15 protein-coding genes and 1 pseudogene are annotated in these 15,727 nt (G+C 55.1%); 7 read left to right on the top strand and 9 right to left on the bottom strand.

The window, feature by feature from the left end:
* Positions 1-5 precede the first annotated feature (5 nt).
* Positions 6-803 carry a thiazole synthase gene (locus H616_RS0101640; RefSeq protein WP_027965791.1) on the top strand — a complete coding sequence of 266 codons (798 nt, stop codon included), beginning with the start codon at positions 6-8 and terminating at the stop codon, positions 801-803.
* Between the two features lie 7 nt (positions 804-810).
* Complete coding sequence (trmB, locus tag H616_RS15695; RefSeq protein WP_027965792.1) at positions 811-1,614, top strand: tRNA (guanosine(46)-N7)-methyltransferase TrmB; 804 nt, start codon at positions 811-813, stop codon at positions 1,612-1,614.
* A gap of 58 nt (positions 1,615-1,672) precedes the next feature.
* Here trmB and H616_RS15340 read toward each other — a convergent pair.
* Positions 1,673-2,626 (bottom strand): annotated as a pseudogene (locus tag H616_RS15340) (DMT family transporter); the annotation flags it as partial.
* Positions 2,627-2,744: 118 nt separating this feature from the next.
* On the opposite strand from H616_RS15340, the gene H616_RS14010 reads away from it, so the two are divergent.
* Positions 2,745-3,680 (top strand): LysR family transcriptional regulator, encoded by a 936-nt coding sequence (locus H616_RS14010; RefSeq protein ID WP_051233887.1) that lies wholly within the window; start codon positions 2,745-2,747, stop codon positions 3,678-3,680.
* Positions 3,681-3,884: 204 nt separating this feature from the next.
* On the opposite strand, the gene H616_RS0101660 is transcribed toward H616_RS14010, so the two are convergent.
* Positions 3,885-4,802, bottom strand: coding sequence for an AEC family transporter (locus H616_RS0101660; protein ID WP_027965793.1), 918 nt, complete (start codon positions 4,800-4,802; stop codon positions 3,885-3,887).
* Positions 4,803-4,978: 176 nt separating this feature from the next.
* On the opposite strand from H616_RS0101660, the gene H616_RS0101665 reads away from it, so the two are divergent.
* Both H616_RS0101665 and H616_RS0101670 read left to right on the top strand, forming a co-directional pair.
* Complete coding sequence (locus H616_RS0101665; protein ID WP_027965794.1) at positions 4,979-5,449, top strand: hypothetical protein; 471 nt, start codon at positions 4,979-4,981, stop codon at positions 5,447-5,449.
* A gap of 24 nt (positions 5,450-5,473) precedes the next feature.
* Positions 5,474-6,067, top strand: coding sequence for an SCO family protein (locus H616_RS0101670; protein ID WP_027965795.1), 594 nt, complete (start codon positions 5,474-5,476; stop codon positions 6,065-6,067).
* Positions 6,068-6,187: 120 nt separating this feature from the next.
* Here H616_RS0101670 and H616_RS0101675 read toward each other — a convergent pair whose 3' ends face one another.
* Both H616_RS0101675 and H616_RS0101680 read right to left on the bottom strand, forming a co-directional pair.
* Positions 6,188-7,297, bottom strand: coding sequence for an alpha/beta hydrolase family protein (locus tag H616_RS0101675; protein ID WP_027965796.1), 1,110 nt, complete (start codon positions 7,295-7,297; stop codon positions 6,188-6,190).
* A gap of 4 nt (positions 7,298-7,301) precedes the next feature.
* Complete coding sequence (locus H616_RS0101680; RefSeq protein WP_027965797.1) at positions 7,302-7,997, bottom strand: BamJ family beta-barrel-assembly machinery protein; 696 nt, start codon at positions 7,995-7,997, stop codon at positions 7,302-7,304.
* A 205-nt stretch (positions 7,998-8,202) separates the two neighbouring features.
* On the opposite strand from H616_RS0101680, the gene dctP reads away from it, so the two are divergent.
* Entirely contained in the window at positions 8,203-9,231 is a 1,029-nt protein-coding gene (dctP, locus tag H616_RS0101685) for a TRAP transporter substrate-binding protein DctP (protein ID WP_035572261.1), read from the top strand.
* A gap of 324 nt (positions 9,232-9,555) precedes the next feature.
* Here dctP and H616_RS0101690 read toward each other — a convergent pair whose 3' ends face one another.
* The 3 genes from H616_RS0101690 to H616_RS14020 all read right to left on the bottom strand — a co-directional run bounded on the left by H616_RS0101690 (position 9,556) and on the right by H616_RS14020 (position 12,315).
* The gene (locus H616_RS0101690; RefSeq protein WP_027965799.1) at positions 9,556-10,839 is read right to left on the bottom strand and encodes a TRAP transporter large permease; all 1,284 of its coding nucleotides are present in this window, start codon (positions 10,837-10,839) and stop codon (positions 9,556-9,558) included.
* Between the two features lie 29 nt (positions 10,840-10,868).
* The gene (locus tag H616_RS14015) at positions 10,869-11,513 is read right to left on the bottom strand and encodes a TRAP transporter small permease (protein ID WP_084155633.1); all 645 of its coding nucleotides are present in this window, start codon (positions 11,511-11,513) and stop codon (positions 10,869-10,871) included.
* A 274-nt stretch (positions 11,514-11,787) separates the two neighbouring features.
* Positions 11,788-12,315, bottom strand: coding sequence for a TIGR02444 family protein (locus H616_RS14020; RefSeq protein ID WP_051233890.1), 528 nt, complete (start codon positions 12,313-12,315; stop codon positions 11,788-11,790).
* Between the two features lie 53 nt (positions 12,316-12,368).
* Between H616_RS14020 and H616_RS0101710 the strand changes: the two genes are divergently transcribed.
* Positions 12,369-14,297 carry an ABC-F family ATP-binding cassette domain-containing protein gene (locus H616_RS0101710; RefSeq protein ID WP_027965800.1) on the top strand — a complete coding sequence of 643 codons (1,929 nt, stop codon included), beginning with the start codon at positions 12,369-12,371 and terminating at the stop codon, positions 14,295-14,297.
* Between the two features lie 26 nt (positions 14,298-14,323).
* On the opposite strand, the gene dtd is transcribed toward H616_RS0101710, so the two are convergent.
* The gene (gene dtd, locus H616_RS0101715) at positions 14,324-14,761 is read right to left on the bottom strand and encodes a D-aminoacyl-tRNA deacylase (protein WP_027965801.1); all 438 of its coding nucleotides are present in this window, start codon (positions 14,759-14,761) and stop codon (positions 14,324-14,326) included.
* A gap of 56 nt (positions 14,762-14,817) precedes the next feature.
* The gene (gene thiD / locus H616_RS0101720) at positions 14,818-15,639 is read right to left on the bottom strand and encodes a bifunctional hydroxymethylpyrimidine kinase/phosphomethylpyrimidine kinase (RefSeq protein ID WP_027965802.1); all 822 of its coding nucleotides are present in this window, start codon (positions 15,637-15,639) and stop codon (positions 14,818-14,820) included.
* Between the last annotated feature and the right edge of the window lie 88 nt (positions 15,640-15,727).

The following is a 15,727-nucleotide window of genomic DNA, read 5'->3' on the forward strand; positions in this document are numbered from 1 at the left end:
TTCCCATGACTGAGTTCTATCAGGATACGCCCCTGCGCATTGCCGACTATGAATTTTCTTCGCGCTTGCTAGTGGGTACCGGCAAATATCGTGATTTTGATGAGACCGGCGACGCTATTGCTGCCAGCGGTGCTGAAGTGGTGACCTTTGCTGTACGTCGCACTAACTTGGGGCAGAGTGCTTCTGAGCCCAACTTGCTGGACACCATTTCACCAGATCGTTACACCCTGTTGCCCAACACGGCAGGCTGCCATGATGCCAAAGAAGCTGTGCGCACCTGTCGCCTCGCCCGAGAGCTGCTGGATGGCCATCGCTTGGTCAAGCTAGAGGTTTTGGCCGATGACAGTACCCTTTACCCCAATGTGGTAGAAACGCTCAAAGCCGCTGAAACTCTGGTCAAGGAAGGCTTTGATGTCATGGTGTATACCAACGATGACCCCATTGTAGCGCTTGAGTTAGAGCGACTGGGCTGCTGCGCGGTAATGCCGCTGGGTTCGCTGATCGGTTCTGGCCACGGCATTCAGAATCCGTTCAATTTGCAGCTGATTATTGAGCGCGCCAGTGTTCCCGTATTGGTTGATGCGGGCATTGGTACTGCCTCGGAAGCGGCTCGAGCCATGGAGCTGGGCTGCGATGCAGTTTTGATGAACTCGGCTATCGCGCATGCCAGCCATCCCGTGTTGATGGCTAGCGCTATGCGGCGTGCGGTTCTCGCTGGGCGAGAGGCTTTCCTCGCTGGGCGTATGCCGCGTCGTAGCAAGGCCGAGCCCTCTTCACCGCTGGCAGGGCGCATCACTCGATGAAAGACTTATGACTGAAGATACCATGGGTATGACTGAGCAAACACGCGACGATACGACGCCTGATACGCCATCAGCGGACACTGAGCAAGCCAGCTCTACCACGGGCCCTGAGCGTGCCGATGCCCCACTGCACCGGCGTGGCATTAAAAGCTATGTAATTCGCGCTGGACGTGCCACCGTTGCTCAGCAACGCGGGCTTGAAGAGGTCTGGCCGCGGCTGGGCCTAAGCATAGCGGACGGGCGACAAAACCCTGTCGAGCTATTTGGCCGCAGTGCCCCGTTGGTGGTGGAAATTGGTTTCGGCATGGGTGGTTCATTGATTGAGCAGGCTGAGAGTAACCCACAAACCGACTTTATCGGTATTGAGGTGCATGCCCCCGGTGTCGGTAAACTGCTGGATGAGGCTGATAAGCGCGGGCTGACTAATCTGCGCGTTTACCGAGAAGACGCTCTAGCGGTGTTGGAGCAATGTCTTCCCGAAGCCAGCATGGATACCTTACAGCTTTTTTTCCCTGATCCGTGGACCAAAAAGAAACACCACAAGCGGCGCATTGTTCAGCCGGCGTTTGTTGAATTGATTCGTACTCGCCTCAAGCTCGGCGGCATTTTGCACATGGCCACCGACTGGCAGGCGTACGCTGAATGGATGGCCGAGGTGCTGGATGCTGCACCAGGCTACATCAATAGCGCGGAGGGCGACACGGCGCCTTATGTCCCGCGCCCCGACTTTCGCCCGCTGACCAAGTTTGAGACCCGAGGGGAGAAGCTGGGACATGGTGTCTGGGACCTGATGTACCGCCGCGCTGACTAATTCCCGAAACGGCAGCACGGCGTCGGCGCTGGTTACCCGCAGCCAGCGCCCATAGCGCGCCGAACAGTGACAAGATCAGCCCAGTTAAACCTAGCGCGCTGGGTTGCTCGCCAAACATCAGGGCGCTGATAATCAGGGTGACCGCAGGGGTCAGGGCAATCAGTCCTGACGTGGTGGTAACACCAAAACGCCCTAAGCTGGCCACAAAAAAACCGTAGCCTCCATACGTTGACAACACAACCAGCCAGGCCAGTGCCAGCAATGCGCTGGTATTGGCTGGTGGCGGAGGTGGCAAGCCGGGCTCTAGTAGTAGTGCTGCGGCCACAAATAGGCCCGCTGCGGCGCTGACCTGCAATGCTAGGCGCGTGGCCAGTGCCAGTGGTTCATGCTGACGGGTATTAGCTGCCTGATACGTGGCAGTTTTGGCGCTGGGAGGTGTTAACACGCTGCCTAGCGAAACGGCTGCCACGGCAACCAGTGGTAGCGTATATGCCCACCAGGGGGCACCGCCTGCGCCCTGTATATCGCCAGTTACCATGGCGGCGGCCCCTAGCGTGGCAATGCCCATGCCCCACCACTGAGCTTTGCAGCTGCGCTCACGCAATAGCTTGCTGGCCAGCAGTGCAGCCGCTAATGGCTGTAGTGCGCCGATTAACGCAGCGACGGAAGCGCTGACGCCTTCAGCCACGGCCAGCAACATAGTTAATAAGTAAACGCCTAAGGTTAGGCTACCCGTCAGTAGTTCATGAATTACCTGAGGGCGATTGGGTCGATAGCCAGGTTTCGCACGATGCCAGGCGACGACTGCCCAAGCGATCAGCGCCGCTATAACAAAGCGCCAAGCATAGAAGCCAACTACCGGCCCAGTCGCATCGACTGCCAGCCGACTGCCCACAAAGCCGCTACTCCAGCACAGTACAAAGCCAACCGCTACCAGTAAGGAGGGCGTCGAAACATGTGGCAGGCGCTTTATACGAGGTCGCGTCGTAAATACGCGTGGCAGACTGAACATGGCACCTCCCCGAGTTGGCTGTTAGTGATGGTGTGCATGAATTTTGGGATGCTGCTAGGCTTTAGGCTAGCGAAACTTATTGCAGTCAGGCTTCAATTAAATTTAAGGCTGTTTTGGCATGGCAGAAATTTCAGGCGCAACGCTGGATCTAGAAGCGCTACGCAGCTTCATGGTTATTGTGCAGCAGGGCAGCTTGGCGGCGGCGGCTGAGCAACGGCATCGCACCGTCAGTGCCCTGAGCATGCAGATAAAGCGGCTGGAAGAGCGGCTGGAAACACGTTTGCTGATACGTGGCCCGCGTGGTGTTACACCGTCACCGGCGGGTGAGGTGTTGTTGCGAGAAGCCCGGGAGCTGCTGCGTCAGCACGATGGCTTGATAGCTCGGCTAACAGGGCAGGGATTATCGGGGCGAGTGCGCTTTGGCATGCCCGAAGGCTATGCGCCGCAGTTGGTAGAGCAGGTGTTACCCGATTTTTTGGCCAGTCACCCCAATGTCCTTCTAGAGGCGGTGACTGCGCCAAGCGGTGAGTTGGCGAGACGGCTAGAGCGTGGTGAGTTATCACTGATTGTCGCACTGGACAGGCCACATCGGTTGGCTGGCGGGGAAGCCTTGTGGAAAGCGTCACCTGTTTGGGCTGCTGCACGAGACTTCAGTATCGATGCTGAATCACCCCTGCCGCTGGCGGTTCATCCACTGGACTGCCCGTTTCGTTCGTTAGGTGTCGAGGCGCTAGAGGCTCGTGACCGAAGCTGGTATGCCGTATTTACTAGCACCAGCATTCATGCGGTAGAAAAGGCGGTAGATGTTGGCTTGGCCATCAGCATTTTGGACCGTCAACGACTATTACCCAGCATGCGAATATTGGATGAGAGTGACGGTTTACCTCAGCTAAGTGACAGCCAGGCATGCCTTTATTTCAGCCGCCGCATCGACGCCCCATCGTGGCCAGCAGTGCAGGCACTGGCTGATATGTTGCGCGAGCGGCTGGGCAAGGTCGGCCCTTGGCCGGGTGCTCGAGCTAGAGCGAAGGCAGATCGACATTTGCTTATCTAGTGCTAGCACGCAAAAAAAAGCCGCTCCAATAAGGAGCGGCAAAAGACCGTGACTAACAATGAGGAGGAGAAACCTGACAGGAGACTGGCAAGAACCCTGTCGGGCCATGGCGTCTCATCAACACCATGAATGTAGAGTAAATCATTCTCATTTGCGCTGTCAACACAAACGAGAATCTTTTTTATTAAAGTGCTGTCGCGGCACTCACGTGCCTGCAAGTTGTAGCCATAGGGGTAGGCTCAGCATGGCCAGTAGTGTTTGGCTGGTGATTAATGCTGCCATCAATTCGGCATCGCCACCCAGTTGTCGAGCCAGTATATATGCTGACGTGGCGGTGGGCAGGGCAGCAAACAGTAGCGCCACATCGCGGCTGACTGGGTCCAGCCCAACGATTTGACCAAGCAGCAGGACCAGCGCAGGCATGGCTACCAGCTTGATGCCATTGGCCAGCCAAATGCCGAGGTCGCGCCTTAATAATGATAAGGGGCGTAGGGCAACGCCAACTGCCACCAGTCCTAGTGGTAATGCGGCTCGTCCTAGCAGGGTGACGGCGGGTTCGCTCCAGCCCGGTAGGCCGACGCCAGACAGGTTCAGGATGATGCCCAATAAGCAAGCTAAAATCAGTGGGTTGCGGGTCAGCGCAACTATGCTGGCGCGTAGGCCAGCACTCCCCAGAGTGCCAGCGGCAACGAAACCTGCAACGCACATAACGTTAACCACAGGCACCATTAGGGCGACAGCAACGGCTGCCACGGTAGTGCCTGCGCTGCCGTGCAGTGCAGCGGCACCTGCTACACCTACGTATGTGTTAAAACGTAGAGACCCCTGAAATATGGAGGTAAAAGGGGCGGCTTCTAACGTGAGCTTTTTGCGTAATACCCACAGGAGGGCACCAAAAAAGAGCATTGCGCCCAGTAGCACTAACCCCAGCTGCCCCGCTGGCACGCTTCGCATATCGGCTTGGGCAAGTGTTGACACCAACATGGCTGGGAATAGCAGGGTATAAACCAGCCGTTCAAGGCGTGGCCAGAAGTCGCCGCCGGGTATATTAAGCCGCTGTAACACTAGGCCGAGAAGAATCAGCAGAAACAGCGGGCCAAGCGCGCTTGAGATACCTTCCATGACATGCGTCTCCACTCATCAGGCTTACTGGTAGGTTATTGGTATCTGCCAGCTCCCTGCGACAACGGCGCGCAGAGGATGCGATAGCAAATACTGTTAAGCTTACCTGTATCCTGCCCTCGGTGTAGTCAAGGCTTATGAATACAGCGTCATCTTCCGTACAGGAATCCTCTTGGGTGCACTCGCCACAGATGCGTCTGTTGGTGATTGCCACCTTGATCACCCTTGGCTTAGCGCTATGGTACTTACTGCGTTATGCGCTGGATGCTGACACTGACGTGCGCTGGGTTCCGCCGACTGGGACTTGTGATATTTCACAGGGGCCGTGTAGCACACCGCTAGGGGATGGCAAGCAGCTCATTTTTTCAATGCAGTCAGATGGTCCAATACATGCCTTAACGCTATTGCCGCTCGTGGTTGAGCTTGAAGGGGGCAGCGCAACGGCGGCTGTGGTGCGTTTTGAAGGTCTTGATATGGACATGGGGCTGCACCGTTTCCCGCTTACGGCTATGGGAGACATCTTTCAGGGAGAAGGCCAGATCGCGTTGTGTACTGAAGATATTATGGACTGGCGTGCCCGCGTGATTGTCGATACCCCTGATGGGCGAGTTGGAAGCTGGTTCGATTTTCAGGTGGTTAAAAATTAGCATCATCCTATTAGGAGCTGTTGTATGAAGCGCACAGGGCCGTGGGCAGTTGTGGCTGTGGTTGTTGTTGCTATCGCAGTAACATTGGCTGGCTGGTGGGGTGATCGTCAGCGAAATAGTGATGGCCTGCCCGAAGGTGGCGATATTGCTCTGAACTCTACTGTTGGTGAGTTCTCCCTTAGCCAATTGGACGAGGATCAGCTGGCTGTGGTGTTTTTTGGCTATACCTGGTGTCCTGATGTTTGTCCGGTCAGCTTGGGTGTGCTGAATCACGTGCGCCAGCAACTCAATGAGAAACAGCGTCAGCGAATTGTGCCGTTGATGGTATCGGTAGACCCTGAGCGCGACACGTTGGAGCGCTTAACAGAGTACCTTGCTTTTTTTGGCGATGGATTTATTGGTGCCACGGGCAGTGAGGCTGAACTGAAAGATATTGCAGAACGTTATCAGGTGGTGTGGCGTAAGGTTGATACCCCTGACTCGGCAGCAGATTACACCATTGATCACAGCGCCTTACTGTATGTCGTCAATCGGGAGGGTGAAATACTGCGCCGCGTGCTGCACTCATCGACACCAGAGCCGCTACTGACGGCGCTGGAAGAGCAGCTTGGAATATAGAGCAAGCTGGAACAGAGTTACTGGGTGCTTGAGTTCAGAGAAAGTCGCTTTCCGAGGCGCTGGCTGCCTCGGAAAGCGAGGTGATTAGGCGATACACTGACGTATTTTAGCTGCCTGCAGTCAACTCTCCGGGGCTGACTGCAAGGTATCCAGCATTTGCATCAGCGCGTTAGCCTGGCGGCCTTGGCGAGAGTCATGCAGTGGGTCAATTTGCCAGCTGCTTTCGGTGAAGCCCCACCAATCCCAGCAGCCTTGAGGGTTAGCCATACTTGGCTTGGCCTGTGGGTACAGTATCACGCGTTTTTCACGTGCGGCACGCTCATTCAAACCGCTGTGGCGAACAAAGCGTTCATCGCCATCGTTGGCACTCATGTTGCAACCGTGTAGCGCGATGCTAACTGGACAGCCACCAGCTTCGCAGGAAGCCGGAATGAACAGGTAGCCCTCATCGGCAAGGCCTCGGGCTTCAAAATCGCTTTGGTCGAAGCGCACCAGTTTGCCTTGTTGACGTTGTTGCTGGCTGTCAGTTTCGGTGCTTTCATCATTGCTGAGTGGAGCAGGGCCGTGTAGCCAGTCCAAGGCTTCTTCAGCGACCTGTCGATCGCAGTTAAGTAAGTGGCTGCCACCGCCTGTAGCGCAGTCAGCACGCTGTATGTCATCCGAACTGGCGCTGCCCACTGGCCAGCCGTGAGCCGCGCCCTCGTCAACAATGCTCCGTAATTGCTGCTTGGGGTGGGTTAGCCACGCTTCTAGCTGTTGTGTTAACGATTGGCCAACTGAGAGAGCTACCACGGAATCAGCACTGCCGTGCCAGGTATACACACGCAGTGATGAGAGTTGCTGCGTTGGGCCGACTAACTCACGCTTTAGATAAGACTGATAGCGGTCGTTGATGGCATCCAGGTTGATCGGCCCTTTGGTCGTTAGCATGCATTGGGTTAGCGCTAAACTTAATGAACCCTGAGCGCAGCCCCAAGGACCTGCAGAAATGACTCCCAGGCCGACAAAGCGCTCGGGCCAAGCAACCGCTAGCTGGCTGGCCATATAGCCACCTGATGAAACCCCAATGACGCTGGTGTCGTCATTGGCGGCACCGAGCGCGGGAAGGGAGGCAGCTGGAGTATTGTCGTCGTCGGGCGTCGCTTGCTGTTTAGCCAGCAGCGGTGTGGTAAGCGCAACAGCCAGCCCCCCGAGGAGGCTGGCTGTCAGTAGCGTAGTTCTGGTTTTCATGCGCTTATTTCTTATCGGCGGCATCAACACCGAGCAACTCGACTTTGAATATCAGCGTTTCATTCGGGCCAATCGGTCCTTGACCATGTTTGCCATAGGCCAGCTCAGAAGGAATCACTAGCTCCCATGTATCGCCTTCGCTCATCAGTGTAAGCGCTTCCTGCCACCCTTCGATGACTTGGCCGACTTTAAACTGAACCGGCTCTCCGCGCTCGTAGGAGCTGTCAAACACCGTTCCGTCAATCAGTGTGCCTTCATAATGCACTTCAACGCTGTCGCCAGCTTTGGGCATAGCGCCATCACCGGATTCCAGTACACGGTATTGCAACCCTGATTCGGTAACAGTGACGCCATCCTTGTCGGCATTTTCATCAAGAAATGTTTGGCTTTCAGCTGCGTTAGCTTCGGCGGCGGCTTCGGCCTGGGCCGCGCGGTTACGCATAGCTTCCTCTTGGAAATCGGTCAGTGTTTTGGCCATCTCCTCATCACTCAAGGCAAGCTCTTCGCCGGCGAAAACATCCTCGATCGCTTGGGTGAAGCTATCGATATCCAGGTCATCAACATCCTGGTAAATGGATTGTCCCAGTGTGGCGCCTAAGCTGTAGCTTAATTTCTGCTGTTCAGTATCAAGTGCAGCGAAAGTCAGTGACGAAGCGCCAAGTAGCGCAACTAGTGACGCAGAGGTTAGCAATGTTTTCATGAAACAACCTTGTCGAATTGATGCAGTTTTGCACCGTTTAGTGTGTGACAAATGTTGGACACTAGCAGAAGCGGCTGGGTTCCGCAGCCAAGCAGTTAATTAGTGTAACTTTAATGGAGGGGGGTGTTTTGGTGTAGATATGTCGCCTTGACATGTAGGGGTCTTTACTCTTCCCTATATGTACCAATATAAAAAGGAGAGCGTAATGAAATTGCAAAAGGTAGCGTTAGGAGTTGCAGTTGCAAGCATGATGGGCGTAGCGACAACCGCCAGCGCAGAAACCTGGCGCTTTGGTCTTGAGGAGATCGAGGGCAGCGTCCAGCATGGTTACGCAGAAGAATTTAAACGGCTTGTTGAAGAAAAAACCGACGGCGACGTTACTGTTCAACTCCTTCCTTATGGTAAGTGGGGGTCGACCTATTCGGCGCTCTATGACGCTATTCAGGGAGGCTCCATTCAAATGGGCTTTGGCTCGGGCGCTCTGGGTGGCACCGTGCCGGAAAGTCAGCTTCTCAGTCTTAACTTTGTTATGCCGGCCGATGAGATGGAAGCCGTCACCGTACTCAATTCAGATGAATTTCTGAAAAGCGATGCCTGGCAGGAATCGTTCCGCGAGCGTGGCTTAGTGCCGCTGGCTGAGCTTGCCGAAGGCTATCAGGTGTGGACAACCAATAAGGAAGTCACCACGCCAGCAGATATGGATAACCTCCAGATTCGTGTCATGGACAACAGCTTGCTGCGCGAGACGTACAAAGGCTATGGCGCCTCGCCTATTTCGATCGCTTATGGCGAACTGTACAGCGCACTGCAGCAAGGGCAGGCAGAAGGCAACATTCAGCCAGTATTTGCCCATGAAGAAATGGGCTTTTATGAAGTTCAGGACTACCTGATTTTTGCCAAGCAATCACAGTTCTTGGCTACGTTAATGGGGAACCTGGAGTGGTATGACAGCCTGAGCGATGAGCAGCGCTCTATGCTTGACGATGTCACCAGTGAGCTGGTGCAGGTTGGCCATGATATTCAGACGGAGTTTAACTCTACACGTTTGGAAACGATCAAGGAGAATAGCGATATCACGGTTATTGAGCTGACAGATGAGCAGCGCGAACAATTCCGTGAGAAAGTTGAGCCGGTACGCGAGATCTTTGTTGAAGATGTCGGCGAACGTGGTGGTCAGGCCCTTGAAATTCTGCTGGAGCAGTTCGGCTCTAGTGACAACGCGGAAGAAAAATAAGCAGGCTGCCTGATTTGGGCTGATGCTTTTGGCGGGCCCCAGTAATGACTGACTTGCTGGGTCTTGCCTCTGGAAAGTTACCTTCGCCTTAAATCAGTTATAACACGCTGTGCTACCAAACCGGTTGATCTGTTGCCCATAAAGGGCGGCTGGATTAACCGGTTTTTTATATGTTTCGTCTATATGTGTGCATGATTTTAAGGTGACAACACGCGTCGGTGTTCCGTTGTGGCTGAGATAGAAAGCGCTCAGGGCACCCTAGGGTGCCCTGAGCGTTTGCGTGTGACGATAAAGGGGTGGTGGCCAGGGTCATACCCCCTGGCTTTAGGAGCCTCCCAGCGAAGGTAGCAGCAGTGAGATCTGCGGGAAGAAAATCAGCAGGAAGGTAGCCAGCACCATGATGGCAATGAACGGTGGTGTGCCACGGATGACATCCATATACGGACGACGGAAGACGGCGATAGCGGTGAAGATGTCACAGCCAAAAGGCGGTGTTGCCGAACCGATGGCAGCCTGTAGCGTCACGATAACACCTACGTGTACAGGATCCAGGCCTGTTGCAACGACCAGAGGCTTGAAAATCGGCACTAAGATCAGGATGACCACAATAGGGTCAACGAACATGCAGCCAATAAAGAAGGCGGCAGCAATCAACATCAGAGCCAGTGTTTGGTTATCACCAATTCCATCAATCATTGGGCCAAGAATCTGCTCCGGCACGCCAGCGGTTCCCAGCGTTTGGGAGAATGCTGCGCCGATAGCTACCAGAATAAAGACGACGGCGGTGATCAGGCCGGTAGACATGGCCAGGCTGCCAAGGTCGCGGATGGAAACTTGACGATAAATAATCACTTCAAGGATCAGCGCATAGGCGACGGCTACGGCCGATGCTTCAACAGCGCTGAAAAAGCCACCGTAGATGCCGCCAACCACAATAATCGGAAAGCCCATAGGTAAGGCAACCTTGCGGATGGTGGTCCAGCGCTCGGCCCAGGTAGCACGCGGTTCTGGCTCAATGCCTTTGATGCGTGCATCGAGGTAGCAGTAGATGGCAAACAGCCCCAGTATCATCAGGCCCGGTAGCACGCCTGCCAGGAACAGGTCGCCGATAGAGGTTTTCATCACCACGCCATAGATGATGAAGCCGATGCTGGGCGGAATCAGCAACGCGATATCACTGGCGTTGATAATCAGAGCCAAAGTAAAGGAATCGGAATAGCCTTTGGCCAGCAAGCGCGGGCGCATGGGGCCACCCATGGCGACAACTGTGGCCTGGGTTGAGCCAGAGACTGCGCCAAACAGAGCGCAGGATGCCGCAGTGGTAATCGGCAGTCCGCCGCGGATGTGGCGGGTGAACGCATCGACTACATCTAGCAGGCGGTTAGCGGTGTGCCCTTTGGTTAGGATGTCTGCAGCGAAAATGAACATGGGTACGGCTGCCAGTACCCAACTGCCGACCCCGTTGATCATCCAGCTTACGGCTTGATCGGGGCCAAAAAAAGTCATGTCGGTGAACATCATATAAAAGGTGCCTACCGCCAAGGGAACCATCATCGGGAACCCGAGCAGTAGGAGAACAAGCATTATGATACCTAGCAAAGCCAGCATGCGATCGTCCTCGATTTATTGTTTAACGTTTACTTGTCACGCTGCCCTGTCTCGGCATTGCCACTATTGGAGGTTGCTGTCTGAAGCTCTTCAGTAGGGACTTCGTCAAACATTTCCCTGTCTCTGAAGGTGCGGTAAATATTACGGCTGACCATATTGCGAATGGTGGTTAGGACATATTGAATACCGGCCAGGGTGAAACCGATGGGTAGTGCGAGGTACACAATCCATAGTGGAATGTGTAAGGACGAGCTGGTTCTGCCGCGCGAGTGTAGTACCGAAACATAGTCGGCAGAGAGGTAAGCAAAGTAAAACATCAGGATAGCAGTACCAATACTGATGATAATGAGGAGTACCTTGCGAGGAGTCCCGCTGAGTTGTTCATAAATGGCTGACATACTGATGTGTCGAGCATTGCGTGCCGCATAACCAACCCCTACGAAGGTAATTACCACAATAAGCATCTCGGTAACTTCGTAAGTGCCAGGGATACCTTTGCTGAACAGTAGGTTGCTGACTACATGGCTACTCATTAGCAGCGCCATGACGAGGATGCTGGTAGTAATGATCCACTTCTCTAGCATGCCAAGCGCACGGTCTAGCTTGCTGAGCGGGCGCATTATCTTGCGTATTCGGCGGCGGCGTATATTGTTGGGCTTGGGTTGTAGGCTCATATGGTGCACCTGCTTGGCGCTGGCCTACCGACACAGAGCGGTGGCTTTCTCTGGCCGAAGCCTGTTGACTGCAAAGTGCTGGCGGTCATGGTCCGATCCTTTTTTTATTTGCAGGAAGTCATGTTGTTATGCGGCACTGACTTCTGACGCTACAGAATTTGATGAGAAGCTGCCACTCTCTCAAAGCGCCAGTGTTGACGGATAGCAATGTTGTTAGGACGTTAGCGGGAGATAGCGAGATTATTGTTAATAATAGTAATAGTGATTTGGCGGTTTAATTACAACGTGCTTGAGAGGCTAGCACGTCGAGGCTGAGGTAAGCCGCCTGTGCGTCCCCCGAGACTCGGTTGGCAGCCTGAACGGTCCAGTTGTCGTCGGTGGCTTGTTGTGCGCGTACTACGTGGCCTTGATAGGTTAGCTGCTCTAGTTGGCGCAGCGCCTCCTGTTCGGCGAGCAGTTCGGCTTGCTTAATCGTTTGGCGCAACTTTTCACGCTCCGGGTTCCCTGCGCACAAGGGTTTTAGTGTACGACGCTGAAGCCTCAGCGGAGCGGTTATCTCGCGTTGCCATGTGCGCACGGGGTTCAGTAATAGCGCCGCGTGTTCAGTCAATGTCAGACCATGGTATGAGAGCCAGCACATCCACAGTAGCTCACAGACATCTAGCCCAGCGTCATCCTGAAGCGTTAGACACGCTTTCTCGACGCCGGGGCGGGCATAAAGTGTTAAGGCAAAATTCCAAAGAGGGTGATTCTTCAGTTCACGCCGCATCTGTGGCGTCAATTCGGTAGAATTGGTATTCATTTATGGCTGTTGCCTCTGAGGTGGCGGCTTCATGCATTGTTAGTGGAGTTGGCATGATTGCACTGCGGCAAGTCAGCCTGCAACGTGGTACCCAAGCGCTTCTGGAAGACGCTGATCTTACGCTGCACGCGGGTTATAGCGTTGGTATTGTCGGCCCCAATGGTGCCGGTAAGTCATCCATGTTCAGCCTGTTGCTCGGTAACCTGGCCCCAGAAAAGGGGGAGCTGGAGATGAGTGGTGGCCAGCGTATCGCTCACATGGCGCAAGAAGTGGGCACACTTAACCGCTCGATTCATGATTATGTGATCGATGGCCACTGTGCGTTGCGTGAGGCTGAGTCAGCGCTACTTCAGGCGCAACAGAAGGAAGATGCGCATCGCGAAGCCGAACTGCATGGCACTATTGAAGCACTGGATGGCTATACGGCTCCGGCGCGTGCGGCCCAGCTATTGGTAGGGTTGGGTTTTCGTCAGAATGACTTGGCGCGCCCACTGTCGGATTTTTCCGGTGGCTGGCGGATGCGGGTTAACCTGGCTCGTACGTTGTTTATGCCTTCGGATGTCTTACTGCTTGATGAGCCGACCAACCACCTCGACCTTGATGCGTTGCTGTGGCTGGAGCAATGGCTGGTGCGTTATGCCGGCACCTTATTGCTGATTTCTCATGACCGCGATTTTCTTGATGCCGTTTGTGACCATATCGTGCATTTTGAGCGTCGTCAGCTGGTGTTGTATCGCGGTAACTACAGCACCTTTGAGCGCACCCGTGCTGAGAAGCTGGCGCTGCAGCAGGCTCAAGCGGCCAAGCAGCAAGCGCGGCGTGCGGAAATCGAGAGTTTTGTTGAGCGCTTTCGTTATAAGGCGACTAAGGCTCGCCAGGCGCAGAGTCGTCTGAAAATGCTTGAGCGCATGGGCGATATCGCGGTTGCTCATGCCGACTCGCCGTTTCATTTCAGCATTCCTTGTGCTGACCGTATTTCGCGCCCACTCCTGGTACTCGACGAGGCTGACTTGGGTTATCGCAGTGCGGATGCTGACGTGCGCCAACTGCAGAATGTTTCGCTGTCGCTTCAGCCGGGGCAGCGTATTGGGCTGTTAGGGCCTAATGGTGCTGGCAAGTCGACGCTGATCAAGTCGTTGACAGGCGAGCTACCGTTGTTAGCGGGTAAGCGTATTGCCGGTGAGCATTTGGCGGTGGGTTACTTCGCCCAGCACCAGCTTGAAAGTTTGGATCTGTCGGCAACGCCTTTTCTGCATGTGCAGCGTTTGTCACCACGTGCTGCTGATGCGGATATTCGCCAGTTTTTGGGCGGTTTTGGTTTCCGTGGCGACGAGGTGTTCAGTGAGGTCGCACGCTTCTCTGGCGGCGAAAAAGCTCGCTTGGCGTTGGCGCTTGTGGCTTGGCACAAGCCTAATCTGCTGCTTCTCGATGAGCCGACCAACCACCTTGATCTAGAAATGCGCGAGGCGCTGACTCAGGCGCTGGCGAGTTTCGACGGCGCCGTGTTGGTTGTTTCTCACGATAGACATTTGCTACGTGCCACAGTGGATGAATTCTGGAAGGTGGCGGATCATCGCGTTGAGCCGTTTGATGGCGACCTGGATGACTATCGCGCCTGGCTTAAGGCACGGCTGGAAGGTGAGCGCCGCGATGCCAGAGCTGCAAAGGTTGACAATGACGCGCCTCGTGAAGACCGCAAAGCCGCTCGCCGTGCCGCTGCTGAACAGCGTGAAGCGTTGCGTCCGCTCAAGCGCATACGGGATAAGGCTGAACAAGCCATGGAAAAAACGCAGCAGGCGTTAGCGGTGGTGGAAGAGGCGCTGGGTGATAGCCAGCTTTATACCGATGAGGCGCGCAAAAGCGAGTTGAACCAGCGCTTAGCTGAGCAGGCTGAACTGGCTTCAGCGTTGGTTGATCAAGAGCACGCCTGGCTTGCTGCCGAAGAAGCGCTGGAGGAAGCTGAGCAGCGTCTAGAGGCTTGACGGTATGAGGGGCGACGGCCTCCCGGTCAGACTTCCAGCAGGAAAGTCACTGGGCCGTCATTGATCAGTGATACCTGCATGTTGGCACCGAACTCTCCTGTGGCGACGTTGGGCCATGCCTTATTGGCTTCTTCCACAAGATAGTGAAACAAGCGCTCGCCTTCGTCGGGAGGCGCTGCGCGTGAGAAGCTGGGCCGAAGCCCTCGGCCAGTATCGGCGGCTAGAGTGAACTGAGAGACCAGCAGCAGCCCGCCGTCCACTTGCTGCACATTACGATTCATCTTGCCGTCGTCGTCACTGAACACGCGATAGTGCAGCAATTTGTGTAGTAGTTTGTCTGCGCACGTTTTGTTATCGCCTTTCTCTACACCCACGAGAACGAGCAGTCCGTGCTCAATAGCACCCACACTCTGCTGGTTAACTTGCACAGAGGCTTGGCTGACGCGTTGTATAAGGGCTTTCATTACCTCTCCATTATGCGAATCATTTCTATGGGTGATGGCGGGGTCGCCACTCGTGATTACCACCAAGCGTGAAAGTGATGAACGGGCCCACGGCCATGACCTATTGATAGGCGGCGGCTGGCACCAAGGGCAGAGTGCAGCCAGCCTTTGGCTTCGCCAATGGCGCTGATGATTGCTTCGTGGTTGGCATCTGGTGGCAGCTGTGCAAGTAAGGCAGTGATTGCTGATGATAGCGCACAACCCGTGCCGTGCAGGTTTTTGGTATCAATACGCGGTGCGGCAAGCCAAGTATGCTGTTGAGGTGTAATCATTAAGTCAGGGCAGTTTTTGCCGCGCAAATGACCGCCCTTGAGGAGCACATAGGGTGAGTTAAGCGCCCGCAGGCTTGGCACCATGGTTTCCATTTCTGCTGCTGATGTGGGCGGCAGGGTGCCGACCAGTACCGCTGCCTCAGGCAGGTTGGGGGTGATGACATCAGCCAGCGGCACCAAAATGTCGCGTACGGCAGCAATGCCAGCGGCGTCGACCAGGGTGTCGCCACTCTTGGCGACCATTACAGGGTCTAGCACAATCCAGCGCGGGCGGTGGCGGCTCAGGCTGTCGCGAATGACTTCAGCTACCTCGCGGCTGGCAACCATGCCGATTTTGACGGCGTCGATGTGAACATCGTCTAGTAAGTTGTCGAGCTGCTCGGCGATGACGTCGGCCGACATGGGGTGCACGCTGGTAACGCCGCGGGTATTTTGAGCGATCACCGCGGTAATCACATTCGTTGCGTAGGTGCCAAGGGCCGACAACGTTTTGATATCGCCCTGCAAGCCCGCGCCACCAGAGGGGTCGGAGCCTGCAATGGTCAGGGTATGGGGAATTGAGGTCATTGTGCGTTCAACTCGTGAAAAGGGAGCGTGGGGGCTGCCATGGGGGCTGTAGAGTGATGTCCAGCATACGTCAGCGGCGGGGAGTTTT

Source organism: Halomonas halocynthiae DSM 14573, assembly GCF_000425725.1.
Taxonomy (GTDB): Bacteria; Pseudomonadota; Gammaproteobacteria; order Pseudomonadales; family Halomonadaceae; genus Halomonas; species Halomonas halocynthiae.